The organism is Frigoribacterium sp. VKM Ac-2530 (genome assembly GCF_015350835.1).
Lineage (GTDB): Bacteria > Actinomycetota > Actinomycetes > Actinomycetales > Microbacteriaceae > Frigoribacterium.
The window spans coordinates 1439888-1459961 of sequence record NZ_JADKSE010000002.1 but is presented as its reverse complement, the minus strand read 5'-3'; the positions used below and the strand labels follow the sequence as shown (position 1 = coordinate 1459961).

Genomic DNA, 20074 nt, shown 5'->3' with positions numbered 1-20074 from the left:
TCCATCCTCTCCCGGGTCAGCCGCCGATGAGGCCGCGCTGCGTGGCGGCCTCGACGGCCTCGCGGCGGCCGGAGACGCCGAGCTTGCGGTAGACGCTCCGCAGCTGCGTCTTCACCGTGTTCACGGAGACGTGCAGCTCGGCGGCGACGGAGGGCAGGCTGCGCTCCGTCGCGAGCGAGCGCAGCACCACCGCCTCGCGCTCCGAGAGGGAGCTGCCGATGGCGTCGGCGGGCAGGTCGCTGGCGAGCGAGCGGCCGGAGCCGAGCATGTCCTCGGCACGCGGGTCGCCCGACGCGGTCGCCGCGGCGACGAGCTGCTCGAGGTCGTCGCGGGGCACGGTCAGCAGCACGGTGCGGAGGCCGGTGTGGGCCAGCGCGTCGAGCACCGCCGTGAAGGTCGCGAGCGCCGCGGCCGCACGGTCGAGCCGCAGCTCGGCGACGGCCCTCAGCAGCAGCAGCTGCGACCGGACCCGCTGGTCGGGGACGCCGGCGAGCAGCGCGCCCGAGACGGTGTCGGCGGCGCGTCGGGCGTCGGCGCGCAGCAGGTGCGCGGCCCCGCGGCGCAGGACGACCGCGGGGTCGTCGGCCGGCAGGTGCTCCAGCTCCGCCTCGGCCCGGCTCACGCGCCCGACCGCGAGCATCAGCCGCACCCGCGTCGTCGCGAGCAGGTCGCTCGACGCGCCGGCGGTGGGCGAGCGGACGCTCCAGCGCGCCGCCTGGGCGTCGAGGTCGACGAGGTGGCCGGCGACGGCGGTCTGGCCGAGCGAGATCATGGCGGACGCCCGCACGGCGAGCACGATCGGCCAGTGCTCGGACGAGGCCATCAGCGGCTCGACGTCGGGCACGAGGCGCAGGGCCTCGTGCGGCCGGAAGTCCTCGAGCGCGAGCACGGCCCGCGCGAGCGCCACCGGGCCGGCCGTCTCGTCGCCCACCTGGGCGAGCAGGGCGCGGCCGGTGGCGACCTCGCCGATCCACAGGTGCACGAACGCGCCGGCGGCGAGCGACGACGCCCGCTGGGCCGCGTGCTCCGGTCCCGACGCGGCGCCGGACGCCGCGGCGAACGAGCGCAGGGCGTCCTCGGGCGAGTCGTCGAGCAGGGCCGTCACGCCGAGCTGCTGGTGCACGAAGGAGGCGACGGTCGCCATCTCCTCCCGCTCGGCCGGCGACAGGCCCGCGAGCACGACCTCGGCCCGTGCGGCGGCGGCGCGGGCGCGGGCGACGTCGCCGAGCATCCGGCGGGCCTGGGCCTCGACGGCGAGGAGGAACGCCTGGTCGGGCGCCGGGACGGAGCCGACGCGCTCCTCGACGGCCGCGACGGCGGCCTCGAGGGCCTGCGCGACGCGGGCGTGGTGCATGCTCACCGTCGAGAAGGCGAGGGCGGTCATGGCGAGCACGACGGGGTGCCGGGCCGTGCGCCGGCTCGGCAGCGTCCCGAGCACGCCCACCAGCTCGGCCGCGTGCCGCAGGGTGAACGAGGGCCACGACCGCTGCAGCACGCGCGAGAGGAGGGGCATGTCGAGCAGCGCCGCCGCGGCCCGGGCGGCGATCATCGGCCGCTCCGCCTCGAGCGCCCACTCGACGGCCCCCTGGCGCAGCGTGCGGGCGTCGTCGGGCCGCCGCGCGTCCAGCTCGCTCCGCAGCGCCTCGCGCACCGCCGCGTAGTAGGCGAACTCGCCGTGCGCGCCCGTGCTCTCGGTGCGCCAGGCCCCGAGGCCGTCCTCGGCCGCACGCTCGAGCGCGGCCGCCGCGGCGTCGGCGTCGGGCAGGTCGGCGAGGCGCGCCGCGAGCGCCGTGGGCAGGGAGTCGACGACGGAGGTGCGGAGCACGAACTCCGTGGCGGGCCCGCCGCGCAGGTGACGGGCCAGCGAGGCACGGACGTGGTCGAGCGCACAGGCGGCCAGCGCCTCCTCGAACGACCGGCCGCCGCGGTCGACGAGCAGGGTGCGGTCGGCGTCGACGCGATCGGCGACGGCCCGCGCGGACGCCACGACGGCCCCGGCGTGGCCGCCCACGGCTGCATGCAGGGCGACGACGCGGGAGGCGTCCACGGGGCGCCGCAGCACGCCGGTCACGACGACCGCGGCCTCCGCCGCGGTCAGGGCCAGGGCGTCGGGCCCGACCACGACGGTGTCGAGGGCGGCGGCGACGTCGCCCCGCTCCAGCCAGCTGCGGGACCGGGTGGCCACGACCGCCCTGACCCGTCCGCCCGAGCCGACGACCGCCTCCAGGTCGGCCCGGGCCGCCGGGTCGTCGAGCAGGTCGAGGTCGTCGAGCACGAGCACGAGGGGCTGGTCGGGGGCGGCGGCGGCCTCGACTAGGGCGGGCCGTGACGGAGCCAGGGCGAGGTCGTCGCCGAGGAGGCGCGCGAGGGCCGACGAGGATCGTCCCGAGGCCCGCAGCGCGAGGCCCACGGCGGCCCAGAAGGCGCGCCGCCGGTCAGCGGCCGGCACGCCGTCGAGCGCCGCGTCGAGGCCGAGCCACAGCACGCGCTCGTGGTCGCGGCGGTGCCGGCGGGCCCAGTCGGCCAGCAGCACCGTCTTGCCGCAGCCCGCCGGCCCGCGGACCACCACGACGGGCGACCCCGAGGCCTCGTCGAGGGCCCGGAGCAGCCGAGGTCGGCTGACCGTCGCGCCCGGCAGCCGCGGCACGCCCGTCGGCGACGTGCGGACGGCGGACCCCGCCGTCGCCGCGATCGCGGGCACGCCGCTGACGGTGGTCACGCGGCGAAGCGCTCCACGCGCAGCACGCAGGTCAGGTCGGCGGCGTCGACGGCGAGCTGCGCCTCCCACTCGGCGGTCTCGCCGGCGGCGACCGAGTCGAGGTCGACCTGGGTCAGGCCGAGGGTCGCCTGGTCGCCGTCGAGCAGCGACACGTAGATCCGGTAGTGCTGGGCCGCGTCCGTGGGGTTCGCGGCCGTCCCGGTGACCGAGTACGCGCCTCCGTCGAGCTCGCACGCGGTCTGCTGGACGTCCTGCAGGGCTCCCACGAAGTCGGGCGCCGTGCCCGGGTCGTCCTGGATGTCGGTGACGGCGGGCGCCGCGGCGGCCGTGCTCGAGGGCGTGGGCGACGGGCTGGCGTCGCCGTCGCCTCCCCCGGTGCAGCCGGCGAGGGCGACGACGAGCGCGGCGCCCCCGAGCACGGCCACGGCCGAGCGGGTCAGCGCGGAGCGGGAACCGGCGGAGGAGGTGCGGAGCAGGGCGGGTCGGGTGGTCATGAGTGTCCTCTCGGGCGAGCGGTCGTCGTGCGCACGTCCCGGTCGCGACGCCGGCCCGTGAGGGCCAGGCCGAGGCCGGCGACCAGCAGCACCAGGGCGAGGAGCGCCGGGGCGGCCACCTCGTCTCCGGTGAAGGCGAGCACGCGGTCGTGGGTCGGGACGACGACGGTGTCGTCGTCGCGGGTCGGGTCGGGGGTCGGGTCGGGGCTCGTCACGGGCGGCACCGTGCCGTCGGGGCCGGTGCCCGTGCCGATCGCGGTCGCCGTGTTGGACACCTCGCCGGCTGCCACGTCGGCGGCGGTGACGGTGTACGCGGCGGTCGCGACGACGCGCTGTCCGGGTGCGAGCACGCCGGGCTCGCCGGGCCACGACTCGTACCGTACGTCGCCGAGGCCGGGCATCTCGTCCTCCACGCCGACGCCGACCAGCGTCACCGTGCCGGTGTTGACGACCACGAAGCGGTAGTCGAGCTGCTCGCCGAGGCGTCCCGCGCTGCCGGGCGCGTAGCTGACCGTCTTGGTCAGCTCGACGCCCGGGCGCGGCACCACCGTGACGACGGTCGTGTCCTCGTCGGCGCGCAGGGCGCCTCCCGCGGTCGTCCCGAGGACGGAGGCGGTGTTGCGGACCAGGCCCGCGTCGACGTCGGCCTGGGTCAGCACGTAGTCGGCCGTGGCCGTCACGCCCTGCGCGGGGGCGAGCACGCCCTCGGCGCCGGGCCACGGGCCGAACACGACCTCGCCGAGGCCGGGCAGCTCGTCGGTCAGCGCGAGGGCCGACAGGGTCTCGTCGCCGGTGTTGACGACCTCGAAGCCGAAGCGGACGAGCTCGCCGGCCGCCCCCTCGCCGACGAGGGCGCCGGTCTTGCGCAGCGAGAGGCTGGACGAGCCGGGCAGCACGACCCCCGCCTCGGCGACGTCGTCGACGATCGCGCCGCCGGGCGCCTCGCCCGTGGCGGTCACCTCGGAGGTGACGATCCCCGCGTCGACGTCGCGCTGCGTGAGCACGTACGTGGCGCTCGCGGTCACGCTCTGCCCGGGCTCGAGCACGCCGGGCTCGCCCGGCCACGTGCCGAACACGATCTGCGAGAGGCCGGGCTGCGCGTCGGACAGCGTCACGCCGCGCAGGGTCACCGAGCCGGCGTTCCGCACGACGTAGCCGAGCTGCAACACGTCGCCGGCCTTGCCGGTCGCCCCGTCGGACATGACCTGCGTCTTGGCGACCGTGAGGCCGGCGACGGCGGGCGCCGTGCGCACGGTCGCCTGGGCGGCTGCCGTCACGGCCTCGCCGGTCGGCCGGGTCGAGGAGGCGGTGGCCGTGTTGGTCACGGCGCCCGCGTCGACGTCGGCCTGGGTCAGCGTCGACGTGGCGACGGCCGTCACGGACTCGCCCGGGGCGAGCCTGCCCTCGGCGGTCGGCCACGGGCCGAGCACGAGGGGGCTGAGGCCGGGCAGCGGGTCGGCGACCTGCACGCCCGAGAGCGTGACGCCGCCCTCGTTGCGCAGGGTGATCGTCCAGTCGACGACCTCGCCCGCCAAGCCCGAGCCGCGCACGGCGCCGGTCTTGGCCACGACCAGGGCGGCGTCCGCGACGAGCGGGGTGCGGCCGTCGGCCGAGGCCGAGACGTCGGCCGGGACCCCGGGGGCGCCGGAGCCGCCGGGGCCCCGCACGGGCGTGCCGGTCGCGGTGACGGTCGACGCGATCGCGCCGGCGTCGACGTCGGCCTGCGTCAGCAGGTAGGACGCCGTGGCGGTCACGCTCTGCCCGGGCTCGAGGCGACCCGCAGCGCCCGGCCAGGGGCCGACCACGAGGTCGCCGAGACCGGCCTGGCCGTCGGCGAGCCGCACGTCGGTCAGGGTGACCGAGCCGGTGTTCGTCACGGTGAAGGCGAACGGCACGGTGTCGCCCGCGACGCCGGCCGCGCCCTCGGGCAGGGCCTGCGTCTTCGTCACGGCGACGCGCGGCGCGACGTCGGCGGTCGCGATCGTCGCCGCGTCGCTCGCCACGGCGGCGGCGCCGGTCCGCGGCACCCCGGAGGCGGAGGCCGCGTTCACGACCGAGCCCGCGTCGACGTCGGCCTGGGTCGCCGTGTACCGGGCCGTGGCGACGACGGACTCGCCCGGGGCCAGCACGCCGGCCTCGGCCGGCCAGCCGTCGGCGGTCCCGCCGGAGTACGTGAAGGCGGAGAGCCCGGGCAGCGGGTCGCTCACCACGACGTCGGTCAGCGTGACCGTGCCGACGTTGGCCACGGAGACGCGGTACTCGACCACGTCGCCGACGCGGCCGGTGCCGCCGTCCGCCCACCGCGCCTCCTTGTCGACCGAGAGGGCCGGCGAGGAGGGCAGGACGAGCGGGACGGCGTCGGTCGCCGAGACCGGGGTGGCCGCGGCGTCGTCGCCGACCGCGGTCGCCGTCGCGCGGGTGGAGAGCACCCCGGCGTCGACCTCGGCCTGCGTGAGCACGTGCCGGGCGGTGAACGTCGCGGAGGCGCCGGGCGCGAGGACGCCGGCGAAGGCGCCCTGACCCGTCCACGACGCGAGCGCGGGCGTCGTCAGGCCGGGCTGCTCGTCGGCGACCGCGACGTCGCGGACGGTGACGTCGCCGGTCGAGGTCACGACCCACGTGTAGACGACCTCGTCGCCGGCGCGTCCGGTCGCGCCGGGCGCGAGGGCGACCTGCTTGACGAGCCCGATGAGGGGCCCGTCGGCCGTCAGCGGCACGGTCGTGCGCGCGTCGGCGAGCACGGCGGCTCCCGACGGCGCGGTGCCCGAGACGGTCGCGGCGTTGACGACGCTGCCGCGGTCGACGTCGGCCTGCACGACCGCGTAGGTCGCGGTGCCGGTGACGACCTGGCGGGGCGCGAGCACGCCGACCTCGCCCGGCCAGGGGCCGAGCTCGACGGCGGAGACGCCGTTCAGCCGGTCGTCGACCGCGACGCCCGACACCGTGACGGCGCCGGTGTTCGTGATCGTGAAGGCGAACGAGACGCCGTCGCCGACGCGGCCGGTCGTGCCCGAGGGCCCGGCGGTCAACGCGCCCGTCTTCGTGAGGGCGAGCGAGGCCGTGCCGTCGAGGCGCACCTCCTGCACCTCGGAGGCGCGGACGACGGGGCCGCTCGGCGGCGTGCCCACGACGCTGCCGCGCGAGGCGACGACGCCGCGGTCGACGTCGGCCTGCGTGAGCACGTAGCTCGCCGTCGCCGTGACCGTCCGGCCGGGCGCGAGGGTGCCGGCCGCTGCGGGCCAGTCGCCGTACGAGACGACGGAGGCGCGGGCCTGGTCGTCCGACACGACGACGCCCGAGAGGGTCGCGTCGCCCGTGTTCGTGACGAGGTACTCGTAGCGGACGACGTCGCCGGCCACGCCGGCGGCGCCGGGCTCGAGGGTCGCCGTCTTGACGATCGACACCGCGGGCGCGGTCACGGCCGTCGCCAGGGTCGCGCCGTCGCGGAGGACGAGCGGGGCCCCGGCGCCCGCGGGCGGGGCGGCACGGAGCGTCGCGACGTTCACCAGCGCGCCGGAGTCGACGTCGGCCTGGGTCACGACCCGGTCGACCGTCGCCGTGACGCGCTGGCCCGGGGCGAGCGTGCCGGGGGCGCCCGGCCAGGTCGCCGGGGCGACGACGCCGGACGGGTCCGCCTCCGTGGCGGCCATGGGGTCGGTCACGACGACGTCGGAGAGCGTCACCGTGCCGGTGTTCGCGACCGCGATCGTGAAGCGGGCGACGTCGCCGACGCGGCCGGCGCCTCCGGCGAGCCACGACGCCGTCTTGTCGACCGAGGCCGAGGCGGTCCGCGCGAGCTCGACGCCGGCGGCGGCGTCGGACGCGACGACCGAGCCGTCGGTCGTCGTGCCCGTGGTGCGGGCCGACGAGTGCAGGGCGCCCGCGTCGACGTCGGCCTGGGTCAGCACGTACCGCGCGGTGGCGGTGACGCTCTCGCCGGGCAGCAGCCGGTTCGTCGGGCTCGGCCACGGGCCGAAGGCCACGGGGGAGGCGGCGGTCAGGGCGTCCGTCAGGGTCACGCCGGTGAGGGTGGCCGTCCCGGTGTTCGTGACGACGTACGAGAACTCGACGGCGTCGCCGGCCACGCCCGCGGCGCCCGTCGCGAGGGCGGCGGTCTTCTCGACGCCGATCGCGGCGGCCGTGGGGGCGGTGGACGCCGTGGCCGCGCTGCTCGCGGTGAGCGGCGCGCCCGTCGGCGGGCTGGCGAGCACCCGCGCCGAGTTGACGACCGAGCCGCTGTCGGCGTCGGCCTGGGTGAGGCGGTAGGTCGCGGTGCCGGTGACGGTCTCGCCCGGCGCGAGTCGCCCGGCGGTCCCGCTCGGCCAGGTCGCGACGGCCACGGGCGAGAGCCCGACGAGGGCGTCGTCGAACACGACGCCGTCGAGGGTGACGGTGCCGGTGTTCGTCGCGGTGAAGGTGTACCCGAGCGCGTCGCCGGGCGCCGTGCCCGTGGCGGGCGCGACGGTCTTCGCGAACGTCAGCGCGGGCTGCGGCGGCACGACGACGGTCTTCTCGTCGCTCGCGGTCACGGTCTGGGCGGGCGCCGACGAGCGGCCGGAGGTCGTCGCGACGGACGACACCGAGCCGCGGTCGACGTCGGCCTGCGTCAGCACGTGCACGGCCGTCGCCCGGACGGTCTCGCCGGGCGCGAGCGTGCCGGCGACGCCGGCGGGCCACGGGCCGAAGGCGATCGTGCCGAGGCCCTGCTGGTCGTCGGCGAGGACGACGCCGGTCAGCGTCGTGTTGCCCTGGTTCGTGACGGTGAACGAGTACTCGACCCGGTCGCCGGAGCGACCGGTCGCGCCCTCGGCGAGCTGCGCCTCCTTCGTCAGGCCCACGACCGGGCCCTGCGGGGCCGCCTGCACGGTGGCCGACGCAGGTCGCCGGACGACGGTGCCGTCGGGCGCGGTCGCGAAGGCCGTGGCCGTGTTCGTGATCGCGCCGCCGGCGTCGAGGTCGCTCTGGCGGATCGTGTAGCCCGCCCGGCCCATGACGCGCTCGCCCGGCGCGAGCACGCCGATCGCGCCCGGCCAGCGGTCGAAGGTGACGTCGCTGAGGCCCGGCATCTCGTCGACGATGTCGAGCAGGCTGAGCGTGACCGTGCCGGTGTTGCGCACCTGGAACGTATAGTCGACGCCCTGGCCGACCTGCCCGGTGGTGCCGGCGGCGAGACGGCCCGCCTTGGTGAACGACATCGTCGAGACCTGGTCGACCCCGACGCCGGCCGTCGCGACGGCCCGGACGGGCACGCCGCCGGGGCCCGCGCCCGTGGCTCGGGAGGCGCTGGTCACGCCGCCCGCGTCGACGTCGGCCTGGGTGAGCAGGTAGGTGGTCGTGGCGGTCACGCTCTGTCCGGGCGCGAGGCGACCGGCGGTGCCCCCGGGCCAGGAGCCGAAGACGGGAGCGGGGGCGCCGACCTGGTCGTCGGCGAGCTGGACGCCCGTGACGGTCTGGTTGCCGGGGTTGGTCACGACCCAGCTGAGCTGGACGGCGTCGCCGGCGACGCCGCGCGCCCCCGCCGTGAGCGCCTCCGTCTTGGTCAACGCGAGGGCAGGTCGTCCGGAGCTGGTCGCGAGCGTCGCGGCGTCCGACGCGCGCACGGTCTCGCCACGTGCCGGCTGGGCCGAGGCCGTGGCGCGGTTCGCGACCGAGCCGGCGTCGAGGTCCTGCTGCGTGAGGGCGTAGGAGGCGGTGCCCACCGAGGTCTCCCCCGGCGCGAGCACGCCCGCGGCGCCCGGCCACTGCCAGGCGATCGTGCCGAGGCCCGGCAGGGCGTCGGCCACGTCGACGGCCGAGAGCGTCACGGCACCGGTGTTGCCGACGGTGAACGAGTAGACGGCGGTGTCGCCCACGGCGCCGGAGCCGCCGTCGGCGTCCGCGACGGACTTGTCGAGGGACACGGCCGCGGCCGCGGCGAGCGGCGTCGACGCGGAGGCCCGCGCGGCGACGGCGTCGCCCTGCGGCGGGGTGCCCGACGCGGTCACGGGCGACGACAGCACGCCGGCGTCGACGTCGGCCTGGGTCAGCACGTAGCTGGCGGTCGCCGAGACCGACTGGCCGGGCGCGAGCACGCCGTCCGTCGACGGCCAGCGGCCGACGACGAGGTCGGACAGGCCCGGCTGGGCGTCGGACAGCGAGACGCTGGTCAGCGTCGCCGTGCCCGTGTTCGTCACGGTGAACGAGTAGGTGACGACGTCGCCGGCCACGCCCGCGGTGCCGGCGGGCAGCGCCTGGGTCTTCGCGACGGAGAGCGCGGGCGTCGTCGGCGCGAGGGCGAGCGTGTGCACGCCGGTGCCCGTGACGGGCTCGCCCGAAGGCGGGGTCGCGGTGGCGAGCGCCTGGTTGACGACCGCCCCGGCGTCGACGTCGCCCTGGGTGACCGTGTACGACGCGGCGGCGCGGACCTGCTCGCCCGGGCCGACCTGGCCCACCGGGCCGGGCCACTCGCCGAAGCGGACGTCGCCGACGCCGGCGAGGGCGTCGCGCACGGTCAGCAGGTCGAGGGTCACGTTGCCGCGGTTGACGACGACGAACTGGTAGTCGATGCGGTCGCCGACCACGCCGCGTGCGCCGTCCGCGAGCGTGCCGGTCTTGGCGACGGTCAGGTCGGGGCGCGCGACGACCTCGGTGCGGCCGTCGTCGGTGTCGGCGACGCGGGCGCCGCTCGGCGGGGTGCCGCGCGTGGTCGCCGTGCTCGAGACTCCCCCGGCGTCGACCTCGGCCTGGGTCAGGACGTGCGTCGCGGTCGCGGTGACCGACTGCCCGGGGGCGAGCCTGCCGGCCGTGCCGCCGGGCCACGGCCCGAACACGGCGTCGGTGACGCGCGCCTGGCCGTCGCGCACGGTGACGCCGGTCAGCGTGACGCCGCCGGTGTTCGTGACGACGTACGAGTACTGCACGACGTCGCCGGCCAGGCCGGTGGCGTCGGGCGCGAGAGCCTGCGTCTTCTCGATGCGGATCGAGGGCGCGGCCGAGGTGGTGACCACGCTCGCCGAGGCGCGGGCGGTCGGGGAGTCGCCCGAGCCCGTCGGCGGCGTGCCCGACACGGTGGCCGTGTTCAGGGCCGAGCCCGAGTCGACGTCGGCCTGCGTGACCACGCGGTCGGTCGTCGCGACGATCGACTCGCCGGGCAGCAGCGTGCCCTCGGCCATCGGCCAGGAGCCGTACCGCAGCGGCGTCGCGTCGGCCAGCGCCTCGACGATCGCGACGCCCGTCAGGGTCGTCGTGCCGGTGTTGCGGGCCGTGAGGACGTAGCGCAGCGTGTCGCCGAGCTGCGCGGACTCGACGGCCGAGCCGTCGGTCGCGGTGGCGCGCTTGTCGAGCACGAGGGCGTTCTCGCGGACGCTCGCGACCGAGCCGTCGGCGTCGTCCGAGACGGTGGCGGGGGCGCCCGAGGCGCCGGGTGCCGAGCCCGAGACGGTCGCCGTGGAGGCGATGCCCCCGGCGTCGACGTCGGCCTGCGTCAGGCGGGAGGTCGCGGTCGCGGTGACGGACTGCCCCGGCGCGAGGGTGCGCTCGGCGCCCGGCCACGGGCCGAAGGCGATGTCGGAGAGACCCGGCTGGCGGTCGGAGAGCGTCACGTCCCGGAGGGTCGTGTCGCCGGTGTTGGTGACCGTGTACGAGAAGCGGACCTCGTCCCCGGCGACGCCGCGGGCGCCTCCGTCGAGCAGTTCCTGCTTGTCGAGCGTGATCGACGGCGCCTGGGCGGCCGTCGCGAGCGTGAACGAGCGGGTCGACGTGATCGCGTCGCCGGCGGGCGGGTTCGCGATGGCCGTCGCCGTGTTCTCGACGCGGCCGCGGTCGACGTCGGCCTGGGTCACCCGGTACGACGCGGTGCCCTGGGCCGAGCGGCCGGGCGCGAGCGAGCGGCCCTCGCCGAGGCCCGTGTACGTGATGGTGCCGATGCCGGGCAGCGGGTCGCTGACCTCGATCAGGTAGAGCGTCACGTTGCCGGTGTTGACGATGTCGAAGGCGTAGTCGACGCGGTCGCCGAGGCGACCGGCCGCGCCGCCGGCGAAGGCTCCGGTCTTCTCGAACGAGTAGCCGGGCGCGGCCGCGATCAGCAGGCTGCGCACGTCGGAGGCCGGGTCGACGGCCAGGTCGGGCTGGCCGAGGGCCGCCGCCGTGACCGTCGCGGTGCTGCGGATCCGGCCGGCGTCGACGTCGGCCTGGCTCAGCGTGTACTCGGCCCTGAAGACGAGCGTCCGGCCCGGGTCGAGCCGGTCGACGCTCGCGCCGGGGTCGCCGCCGGTGAGCACGAGACGGCCGAGTCCCGGCTGGTCGTCACGGACGACGACGTCGGTGAGGCTGGCGGCGCCCGTGTTGGTCACCCGGACCTCGATGACGACGACGTCGCCCTCCCCGTGCGCGGGCAGCCCCGGCTCGGCGAAGACCTCGGTCTTGACGAGGCCGAGCTGGGCCTCGGCGTCGAGCGTGATCGACGCGCTCGCGGCGCCCTCGGTCCGTGAGCCGTCCGGAGCCGTCGCGGCGGCGGTGGCCTCGTTGACGAGCACGCCGCCGTTCGTGTGGACGTCGTCCTGGGTCACCACGTGACGGCCGGTGCCCTTGACCGACTGGCCCGGCAGCAGCCGCGCGGCGGCCTCGGCCGCCGCGTCGGGCCACGGCCCGAGCTGCACGTCCACGCCCGCCATGGCGTCGTCCACCCCGACGCCGGTGAGTGTCGTGTTGCCCGTGTTCGTGACGAGGAACGAGTAGACGACCGTCTCGCCGAGGTCGGACTTCCGGCCGTTGGTGGTCGTGGCGTCGAAGGCGGCCGTCTTGGCGAGCGCGAGCGCCGGCGCCCGGGTGACGGGCGCCTCCGCCGCGGCGGACGCCTGGACGGGCCGGCCGTCGGACGCCGTGCCCGAGGCGGTCGCGGCCGAGCCGATGCGGCCCGCGTCGACGTCGGCCTGCGTCAGGCGGTAGGCGCCCGTCGCCGTCGCGCTCTCGCCGGGGCGCAGCGTCACGGTGGTCGAGGTGCCCGAGCCCCAGGTGACCGCCGAGAGGCGGGCCTGCTCGTCGAGGATCGCGATGCCCGAGACGGTCACGTTGCCGGTGTTGGTGACGACGTAGCTGAAGACGGCGCCGTCGTTCGCCGTCGTGGGGCCCGAGGCCGGCGGCGTGACGGTCTCGGTCTTGGTCAGCTCGAGGCGGGGCGCGCTCGTCGCGGTGGCCACGGTCGCGGCCGCCGTGCTCGTGACGGTCTGGCTGCCCGGCGCGGGCGCGGTCGCCGTCGCGCGCGCCGTGTTGACGACGGCTCCCGCGTCGACGTCGTCCTGCGTCAGGACCGAGGAGGCCGAGGCCGTCGCCCGCTCGCCGGGCGCGAGCACGCCGTCGGCGCCCGGCCAGGTGACGACGGGCGTCGTGATCCCGGGCAGCGCGTCGGTGATCGCTGCGGCGGAGAGCGTCACCGTGCCGGTGTTGACGAGGGCGAAGCGCCACTCGACCGTGTCGCCGACCGCACCGGCGCCTCCTGCGGCCACCGCCCCGGTCTTCGTCAGCTGGACGCCCGGCGCCTGCCGGGTCGTGACCTGTCCGTCGGCCGTGGCGCGCACCACGGCGCCGCGCGGCGACGTGCCCACGGCCGTGGCCCGCGATCCGACCTGGCCGGCGTCGACGTCGGCCTGGGTGAGCGTGAAGCTCGAGCTGGCCGTCACCGACTGGCCGGGGGCCAGGGTGCCGGCGGTGCCGCCCGGCCAGGCGCCGTAGACGACGGCCGTGGCGCGGGGCTGCTGGTCGCTGACCGAGACGCCCGTGAGGGTGGTCGTGCCCGTGTTGGTGACGACGTACCCGAGGTCGACGGTGTCGCCGACGTCGCCGGCGGCCGTGCCGCGCAGCGTCTCGGTCTTGGTCAGGCCGACGGCCTGGGTGCCCACGGCCGTGCGCACCGTCTCGGCGTCGGTGGCCGTCGCGGCGGTCCCGGACGGTCCCGTCGCGGAGGCGGTGGCCGCGTTCGAGACGCTGCCCGCGTCGACGTCGGCCTGGGTCACGACGTACGTCGCGGTGGCGCGCACCGTCTGGCCGGGGGCGAGCTGGCCGCTCACGGCGCCGGGCCAGGTGCCGTACGAGATGGCCGAGAGGCCGGGCAGGCGGTCCTCGACGGCGACGCCCGAGACGGTCTGCGTGCCGGTGTTCGTCACGTCGAAGCGGTAGGTGACGCGGCTGCCGACCGAGCCCGAGCCGGCCACGACGGCCGTCTTGTCGAGGGCGATCGCCGGGGCGGAGCCGATCGGCTGCACGGCCGTCGCCTCGGCCGACGTCTGGACGCCCTGCGGCGTCGCGCCGCGCACGGCGGCGCGGTTGGCCACGCTGCCGGCGTCGGCGTCGGCCTGGGTCACGACGTAGCGGGCCGTGGCGGTGACGGTCTCGCCCGGGGCGAGGCGGCCGGCGGCGCCCGGCCACGTGTAGGCGAGGGTGCCGAGACCGGCCAGCGGGTCGGTGATGCCGACGCCGGTCAGGGTGACGGTGCCGCGGTTCGTGGCCGAGAAGCGGTACTCGAGCGCGTCGCCGGCGCGGCCGGCCGAGCCGCCCGCGACGGGCGCGACCTGCTTGGTCAGCACGAGCGCGGGCGACGACGTGATCGGCACGGTGGCGGCGCCGGAGGCGGTGGTCGCCGCCCCGCCGGGGGCCGTGCCGCGGGCCGTCGCCGTGTTGACGACCGCGCCGGCGTCGACGTCGGCCTGCGTCACGGCGGCCGAGGCGCGGGCGACGAGGGTCTGCCCGGGCGCGAGCTGGCCGGGGGTGCCCGGCCAGGTCAGCACGGGCTCGCTGAGGCCGGCGAGCGAGTCGCTCAGCGCCACGGAGCCCAGCGTGACCGTGCCCGTGTTCGTCACGCGGATCGTGAAGTCGGCGACGTCGCCGGCGGCGCGGGTCGACCCGGCACGCAGGGCGCCGCTCTTCGCGACGGCGAGCCCGGCGGTCTGCGGCACCGCGGTCGTGGCTGTCGCGCCCTGGGTCACGAGAGCGTTCTGGGGCGTCCGGCCGGAGGCGGTGGCCGTGTTCACGACGCTGCCCCGGTCGGCGTCCGCCTGCGTCAGGCGGTAGCTGGCCGTGGCGGTGACCGCCTGGCCGGGCGCGAGGGTGCCGGCGGTGCCGCTGGCCCAGGTGCCGTACGAGACGGCGGAGAGCCCGGGCAGCGAGTCGCTGACCGACACGCCGCGGAGCGTCGCCGCGCCGGTGTTGACCACGCGGAACGAGTAGCTGACGACGTCGCCGGCGGCGCCCGTCGCACCGGACGCGAGGGTGCCGGTCTTCGTCAGGCCGAGCGACCCCGGTGCGCTGACCGGCGCGGTGGCGGAGCTCTGGCCCGAGACGCTGCCGAGGGCGGGGGTCCGGCCGGAGGCGGTGGCCGTGTTCACGACGGAGCCGGCGTCGGCGTCCGCCTGCGTCACCGCGTACGTCGCGGTCGCCGTGACGCGCTGGCCCGGGGCGAGGGTGCCCGCGGTGCCGCTCGACCACGTGCCGTACGCCGGGGCCGAGAGGCCGGGCAGCGGGTCGGCGACCGACACCGAGGTGAGGGTCTGGTTGCCCGTGTTCGTCGCGGTGAACGTGTAGGTGAGCACGTCGCCCGCGCGGGCCGCGGTGCCCGCGACCGACTTCGTCAGCGCGACCGCGGGGGCCGGGGCGACGGTGACGAGGGCGGACCCGCTCGCGCGCACCGCGCCTCCTGCGGGCGGGGTGCCGGAGGCGGTGGCCGTGTTCGCGACGCTGCCTCGGTCGACGTCGGCCTGGGTCAGCGCGTAGCGCGCGGTCGCCGTCACCTGCTGGCCCGGCGCGAGAGTGCCCGCGGTGCCCGGCCAGGTGCCGTACGTGACGGCCGAGAGCCCGGGCAGCGGGTCGGTCAGGGCGACGCCGGTGAGGCTGACGTTGCCCGAGTTGCGCACGGTGAACGTGTAGTCGACGCGGTCGCGGGCGCGCCCCTGCGCGTCGGCCGCGAGGAGGCCCGACTTGGCGACGGAGACGGCGGGAGACGAGGCGACGGGCACGGTCGCGGCCGCGTTCGACGTCGCTCGCTGCCCGTTGGCCGGGGTGCCGGTCGCGGTCGCCGTGTTGACGACGGAGCCCGCGTCGACGTCGGCCTGGGTGAGCGCGTAGCTGGCCGTGGCCGAGACCTGCTGGCCCGGTGCGAGACGGCCGGAGGTGCCGCCCGGCCAGGTGCCGAAGGCCACGCGGTCGGCCACCAGCGGGTCGGCGACGGCGACGCCGTCGAGGGTCGAGGCGCCCGTGTTGCGCACCGTGAACGACCAGGTGACGACGTCGCCGACACGGCCGGTGGCGCCCGGGGCGAGCGCGCCCGACTTGGTCAGCGAGACGTTGCTCGCCGCGGCCACGTCGACCGAGGCGGTGGCGGTCTGGCGCACCACGGCGCCGGAGGGCGGGGTGCCCTGCACGGTGGCGGTGTTCTGCACCCGGGCGGCGTCGACGTCGGCCTGGGTCAGCGTGTACGGCGCCGTGGCCGTGACCGTCTGCCCGGGGGCGAGGGTGCCGGCGGTGCCGCTCGGCCAGGTGCCGTAGGCGAGGGGGCCGACGCCGGCGACGGCGTCGGTGATCGTGACGCCGCGCAGGGTGACGGAGCCGGTGTTGGCGGCGCTGAAGCTCCAGGTGACGACGTCGCCGGCGCGGCCGGCGGCACCGGCGGCGAGCGCGCCGGTCTTCGTCAGCGAGACGGACGAGCCGGTCGAGAGCGGCAGCGTCGCCGTGGCCGCCGACGAGACGGCCGCGCCGCTCGGGGGCGTGCCGGTGCCGGTGGCGCGGTTCACAACGGAGCCGGAGTCGACGTCGCTCTGCCGCACCGTGTAGGTCGCGGTCGCGGTGACCTGCTGGCCGGGGCGCAGGGTGCCGGCGGTGCCGCTCGGCCACGTGCCGTAGCTGAAGGCCGAGAGACCGGTCAGCGGGTCGCTCGCGGCGACTCCCGTGAGGGTCTGGTTGCCCGTGTTCGACAACGTGACGGTGTACGTGACGACGTCACCGGCGACGCCGGCGGCTCCGGCGGGCAGGGCGGCCCGCTTCGTGGTGGCGAGGGCGGGCGCGGCCGCGACGGCGAGGCTGGTCGAGGCCGTGTTCGACGTGACGGCGGCGCCGCTCGGGGACGCCGCGCGGGCGGTGGCCGTGTTCGGCACGGTGCCGCGGTCGACGTCGGCCTGGGTCAGCGTGTACGGGGCGGTGGCCGTGACCTGCTGCCCGGGAGCGAGCCGGCCGGCCGTGCCGCTCGGCCAGGTGCCGTAGGCGATCGTGCCGACGCCCGCGACGCCGTCGGTGATCGTCGCGCCGGTGACGGTCTGGTTGCCGCTGTTGCGCAGCGTGAAGGAGAAGGTCACGACGTCGCCGGCCCGGCCGGTGCTGCCGGCGGGGAGGGCGCCGGTCTTCGTGAGCGCGAGCGCCGGGTTCGCCGGCACGGCGGTGCGGGCGGTCGCGGAGGCGGTGGGCTGGGGGCCCGCGTCGGCGTCGGTGCCGACGACGGAGGCGGTGTTCGAGATCGAGGCGGCGTCGACGACGGCCTGCGTGAGGGCGAAGGTCGCGGTCGCCGTGACCGACTGCCCCTCGCCGAGGGTGCCGGCGGTGCCCGAGGGCCAGGTGCCGTAGGTGAGGGCGGAGAGGCCGGGCAGGCTCGTGTCGCTGATCGCGACGCCGGTGAGGGTGCCGCCACCGGTGTTCCAGGCGGTGAAGGTGTACGTGACGACGTCGCCGACGGCCCCGGTCGAGCCGGAGGGGAGCGCGCCCGTCTTCGTGAGCGCGATCGCGCTGAGGTGCACGTTCGTCGTGCCGGTGCTGGTCACGGTGACCGCGGAGTTGCCGGCGGCGGCGCCGGTCGCGGTGGCCGAGCTGACCTGGTTCGCCTGGGTGGGCGGCGGGCCGGTGCAGTTGAAGGTGACCACGGCGCCGACCGCCAGGGTCCCGACGGTCCTCCGGCACTCCGGGTTGTCGGGATCGGCCACGACGACGTTCGTCAGCGCCACCGACCCCGTGTTCGACACGGTGATCTGGAACCGGGTGTTCTCGGTGGCGACCCGGTACTGGTCGCCGACGGTGCCGTCGAGGCTCTTCACCACCGTCAAGGAGGCGGTGGGCACGCTGAGCACGGCGCTGCGCAGCAGGTACGAGTCACCGCTGGTGCCGATCTGCAGGTTGATCGAGGTGTCGCCCGCCTGGACGCCGGGCAGGGCCGTGGTCGCGGCGTCGACGCTCGCGTTCGTGAAGACCGGCGTGGCCGCCGACCCGGTCTGCGTGTAGCGCGTCGAGCCGTCGGCCCGGCTGATGCCGACGTTGTCCAGGGCCCCCGCGGCGTTGGGGATCTCGGCGTACGCCCCGGCCTGGCGGTTGTAGCGCATGTAGTCGCCGGTGATGCCCCGGTCTCCCTCGAAGAGCGTGTAGCCGAAGCGGGCGGCGCCCAGCGACGAGAAGCCCGAGAACGCGACGGTGAGGTCGGGATCGGAGGCGCCCTCGCGCACGTGGCCCTCGTAGTAGATGACGCTGTGCGGCTCGGAGGCGGTGTTGCCGGGCACGTAGCTGCCGTAGTCGTAGACGACCGTGAGCGACCAGCCTGCGTAGCAGCCCGCCCCGACGGGGGCCCAGATGTCGCCTGCCGAGACGGCGAGCGCGCTGCCGGTGGCGGCGCCCGCGAAGGCGGCCGTCACGTCGGCGCCGGCGCTGTAGTAGAGCGCCGTGCCGGGGGCCGTGGCCGCGGTGTCCTCGAGCACGCCGGTCGCGGGGACGCTGCGCACGGCGGCCGAGCCGACCTTGAGCTTGGCCGGCTGCGTGCGGTAGCCCGACGAGCTGTCGGGACGGGTCGCGAGCGGCGACTGGCCGCTCACCACCTGGTTCTGCGTCAGGGCGCCGCAGCGCAGCGCGTCGCCGCCGGTGCGGCCCGCGAAGACGCCCGTGTTGGCGCTCCAGCTGAGGAACGCCTTCGCGACGGTGGCCCCGGAGGGGATGGTGACGGAGGCGGAGCTCGAGTTGGTCGTGAAGCCCGACACGGTGTTCGAGGCCTGCATCGAGAAGTAGTCGTTGACGTTGTTCGTGGCGGTCGTGGTGCCCGCGTGCAGGTTCGCGCAGGTGCCGGCGCCCGAGACGACGGCCGTGCCGCAGGCGAGCACCCCGTTGCCCACCTGCAGGAAGTCGCCGTTGACCGTGTCCTGCCAGGAGGGGGCGGTGCCGCCTGCTGTACCCCACTGGACGACCGCGGCCTCGGCGCGCTCGGCGGGGTCGACGAGCGACAGGCCGGTCACGGGCACGATCACGGCGAGCACGACGGCGACGACGCGCATCGACAGCGGCCAGGCGCTGCCGCCCGCACGGTGGCGCGGTCGGCGGCGGACGTGGCGGGCGGAGCGGTCACGGCGCGTCGGGGCGTCGGGAGTTGCGGGCACGGCTGATCCTCATTTGTCGGGTTGGCGACCGCGCGCGGCGATCATCGGCCCTCCAGCTCGTGATCGGAGCGGATGCCGAGGCGGGGCTGCCGTCCCAGTAGGCGACCCGGTCCCAGTTTGGGCGACACGTGTACCCCGAACAGCCCCGATCGCCCAATTCACCCCGGCTTTCACCTCACCGTGTCCGCACTCCTGGGGACACGCCTGTACCATCCCCCTCGCTCGGGGCCCAGCCCGGCCGCGGCGCGGGGCTGCGGTACCGTGGTGCGCCGCGCGCCCCCTCTCGGAACGGACGTCCATGTCGCCTCGCCCTCGCCCCTCCTCCGGTGCCCTCGACGGCGAGGCCCCCGACGGCCGCAGGCCCTCCGTGGCCGTGATCGGCACGCGCGGCTACCCGAGCTACTACGGCGGCTTCGAGACCGCCGTCCGCCGGATCGCGCCGGCCCTCGTGGACGCCGGGTGGGACGTCACGGTCTACGGCAGGCACGGCGCCGTGCGCGAGGACGACCCCGCCCGCGACCCCCGGGTGCGCACCCGCACGACCCGCGGGGTCGAGAGCCGGTCGCTGAGCACCCTGAGCTACGGGCTGACGGCCGTGCTCGACGCCGTCGTGCGCCGACCGGACGCGGTGCTGATGATGAACGTCGCGAACGGGTTCTGGCTGCCGCTGCTCCGGCTCCGCGGCGTGCCCGTGATCATCAACGTCGACGGCATCGAGTGGGAGCGGGCCAAGTGGGGCCGGGCGGCCAAGACCGTCTTCAGGCTCGGGGCCCGCGCCTCCGCGCGCTTCGCCGACGCTCTCGTCTGCGACGCCGTCGAGATCGTCCGGCGCTGGCGCGACGAGTTCGGCGTCGAGGGCACCTTCATCCCCTACGGCGGCGACCCCGTGCGCGAGCTGCCCGTCGAGCCCGGGCTGACGCACGGCGGCTACGCCCTGGTCGTCGCCCGCTTCGTGCCCGAGAACTCGATCGTCGAGTTCGTCGAGGCGGCACGGCGCATCGCCGTCGACCACGACGTCGTGATCGTGGGCTCGACCGGCTACGGCGGCGAGCTCGACGACCTGGTCCGCGACCTCGCCGCCGAGAACGACCGGGTCCGCTGGCTCGGCCACGTCAGCGACGACGACCGCCTGTTCGCCCTCTGGCAGCACGCCGGCGCGTACTTCCACGGCCACAGCGTCGGCGGCACCAACCCCGCGCTCGTGCAGGCCATGTTCACGGGCGCTCCGGTGATCGCCCGTGACACGGTCTACAACCGCGAGGTGCTCGCCGACGCGGGCGTCTTCGTCCCGCCCCAGCCGGAGGCGATCGCGGAGGCGGTCGTCGCCCTGCTCGACGACCCCGCCGAGCAGCAGCGCCTGCGCGAGGCGGCGGCGGCACGAGCCGAGGCCGCCTACACCTGGCAGTCGGTCTGCGACGCCTACGAGGAGGCGCTCCGCAGGTCCCTGCGGCGCTGAGGGCGCCGAGGGCGCTGAGGGCGCCGGCCGCGCTGCGCCG

4 protein-coding genes are annotated in these 20074 nt (G+C 76.8%); 1 reads left to right on the top strand and 3 read right to left on the bottom strand.

Features of this window, described 5'->3' with window-relative positions; genetic code table 11:
• Positions 1–16: 16 nt before the first annotated feature.
• Genes ITJ48_RS15800 through ITJ48_RS15790 form a run of 3 tightly spaced genes read right to left on the bottom strand, consistent with a single transcriptional unit; the run spans position 17 to position 18578 of the window.
• Positions 17–2719, bottom strand: a complete 2703-nt coding sequence (locus ITJ48_RS15800; protein WP_194614376.1) for a LuxR C-terminal-related transcriptional regulator — start codon at positions 2717–2719, stop codon at positions 17–19.
• A complete protein-coding gene (locus ITJ48_RS15795; protein ID WP_194614375.1) occupies positions 2716–3213 on the bottom strand; it encodes an FxLYD domain-containing protein in 498 nt (165 codons plus the stop codon). The genes ITJ48_RS15800 and ITJ48_RS15795 overlap by 4 nt, the downstream gene beginning before the upstream one ends.
• Entirely contained in the window at positions 3210–18578 is a 15369-nt protein-coding gene (locus ITJ48_RS15790; protein WP_194614374.1) for a DUF11 domain-containing protein, read from the bottom strand. The genes ITJ48_RS15795 and ITJ48_RS15790 overlap by 4 nt, the downstream gene beginning before the upstream one ends.
• A gap of 298 nt (positions 18579–18876) precedes the next feature.
• Between ITJ48_RS15790 and ITJ48_RS15785 the strand changes: the two genes are divergently transcribed.
• A complete protein-coding gene (locus ITJ48_RS15785) occupies positions 18877–20034 on the top strand; it encodes a glycosyltransferase (RefSeq protein WP_194614373.1) in 1158 nt (385 codons plus the stop codon).
• Positions 20035–20074 lie beyond the last annotated feature (40 nt).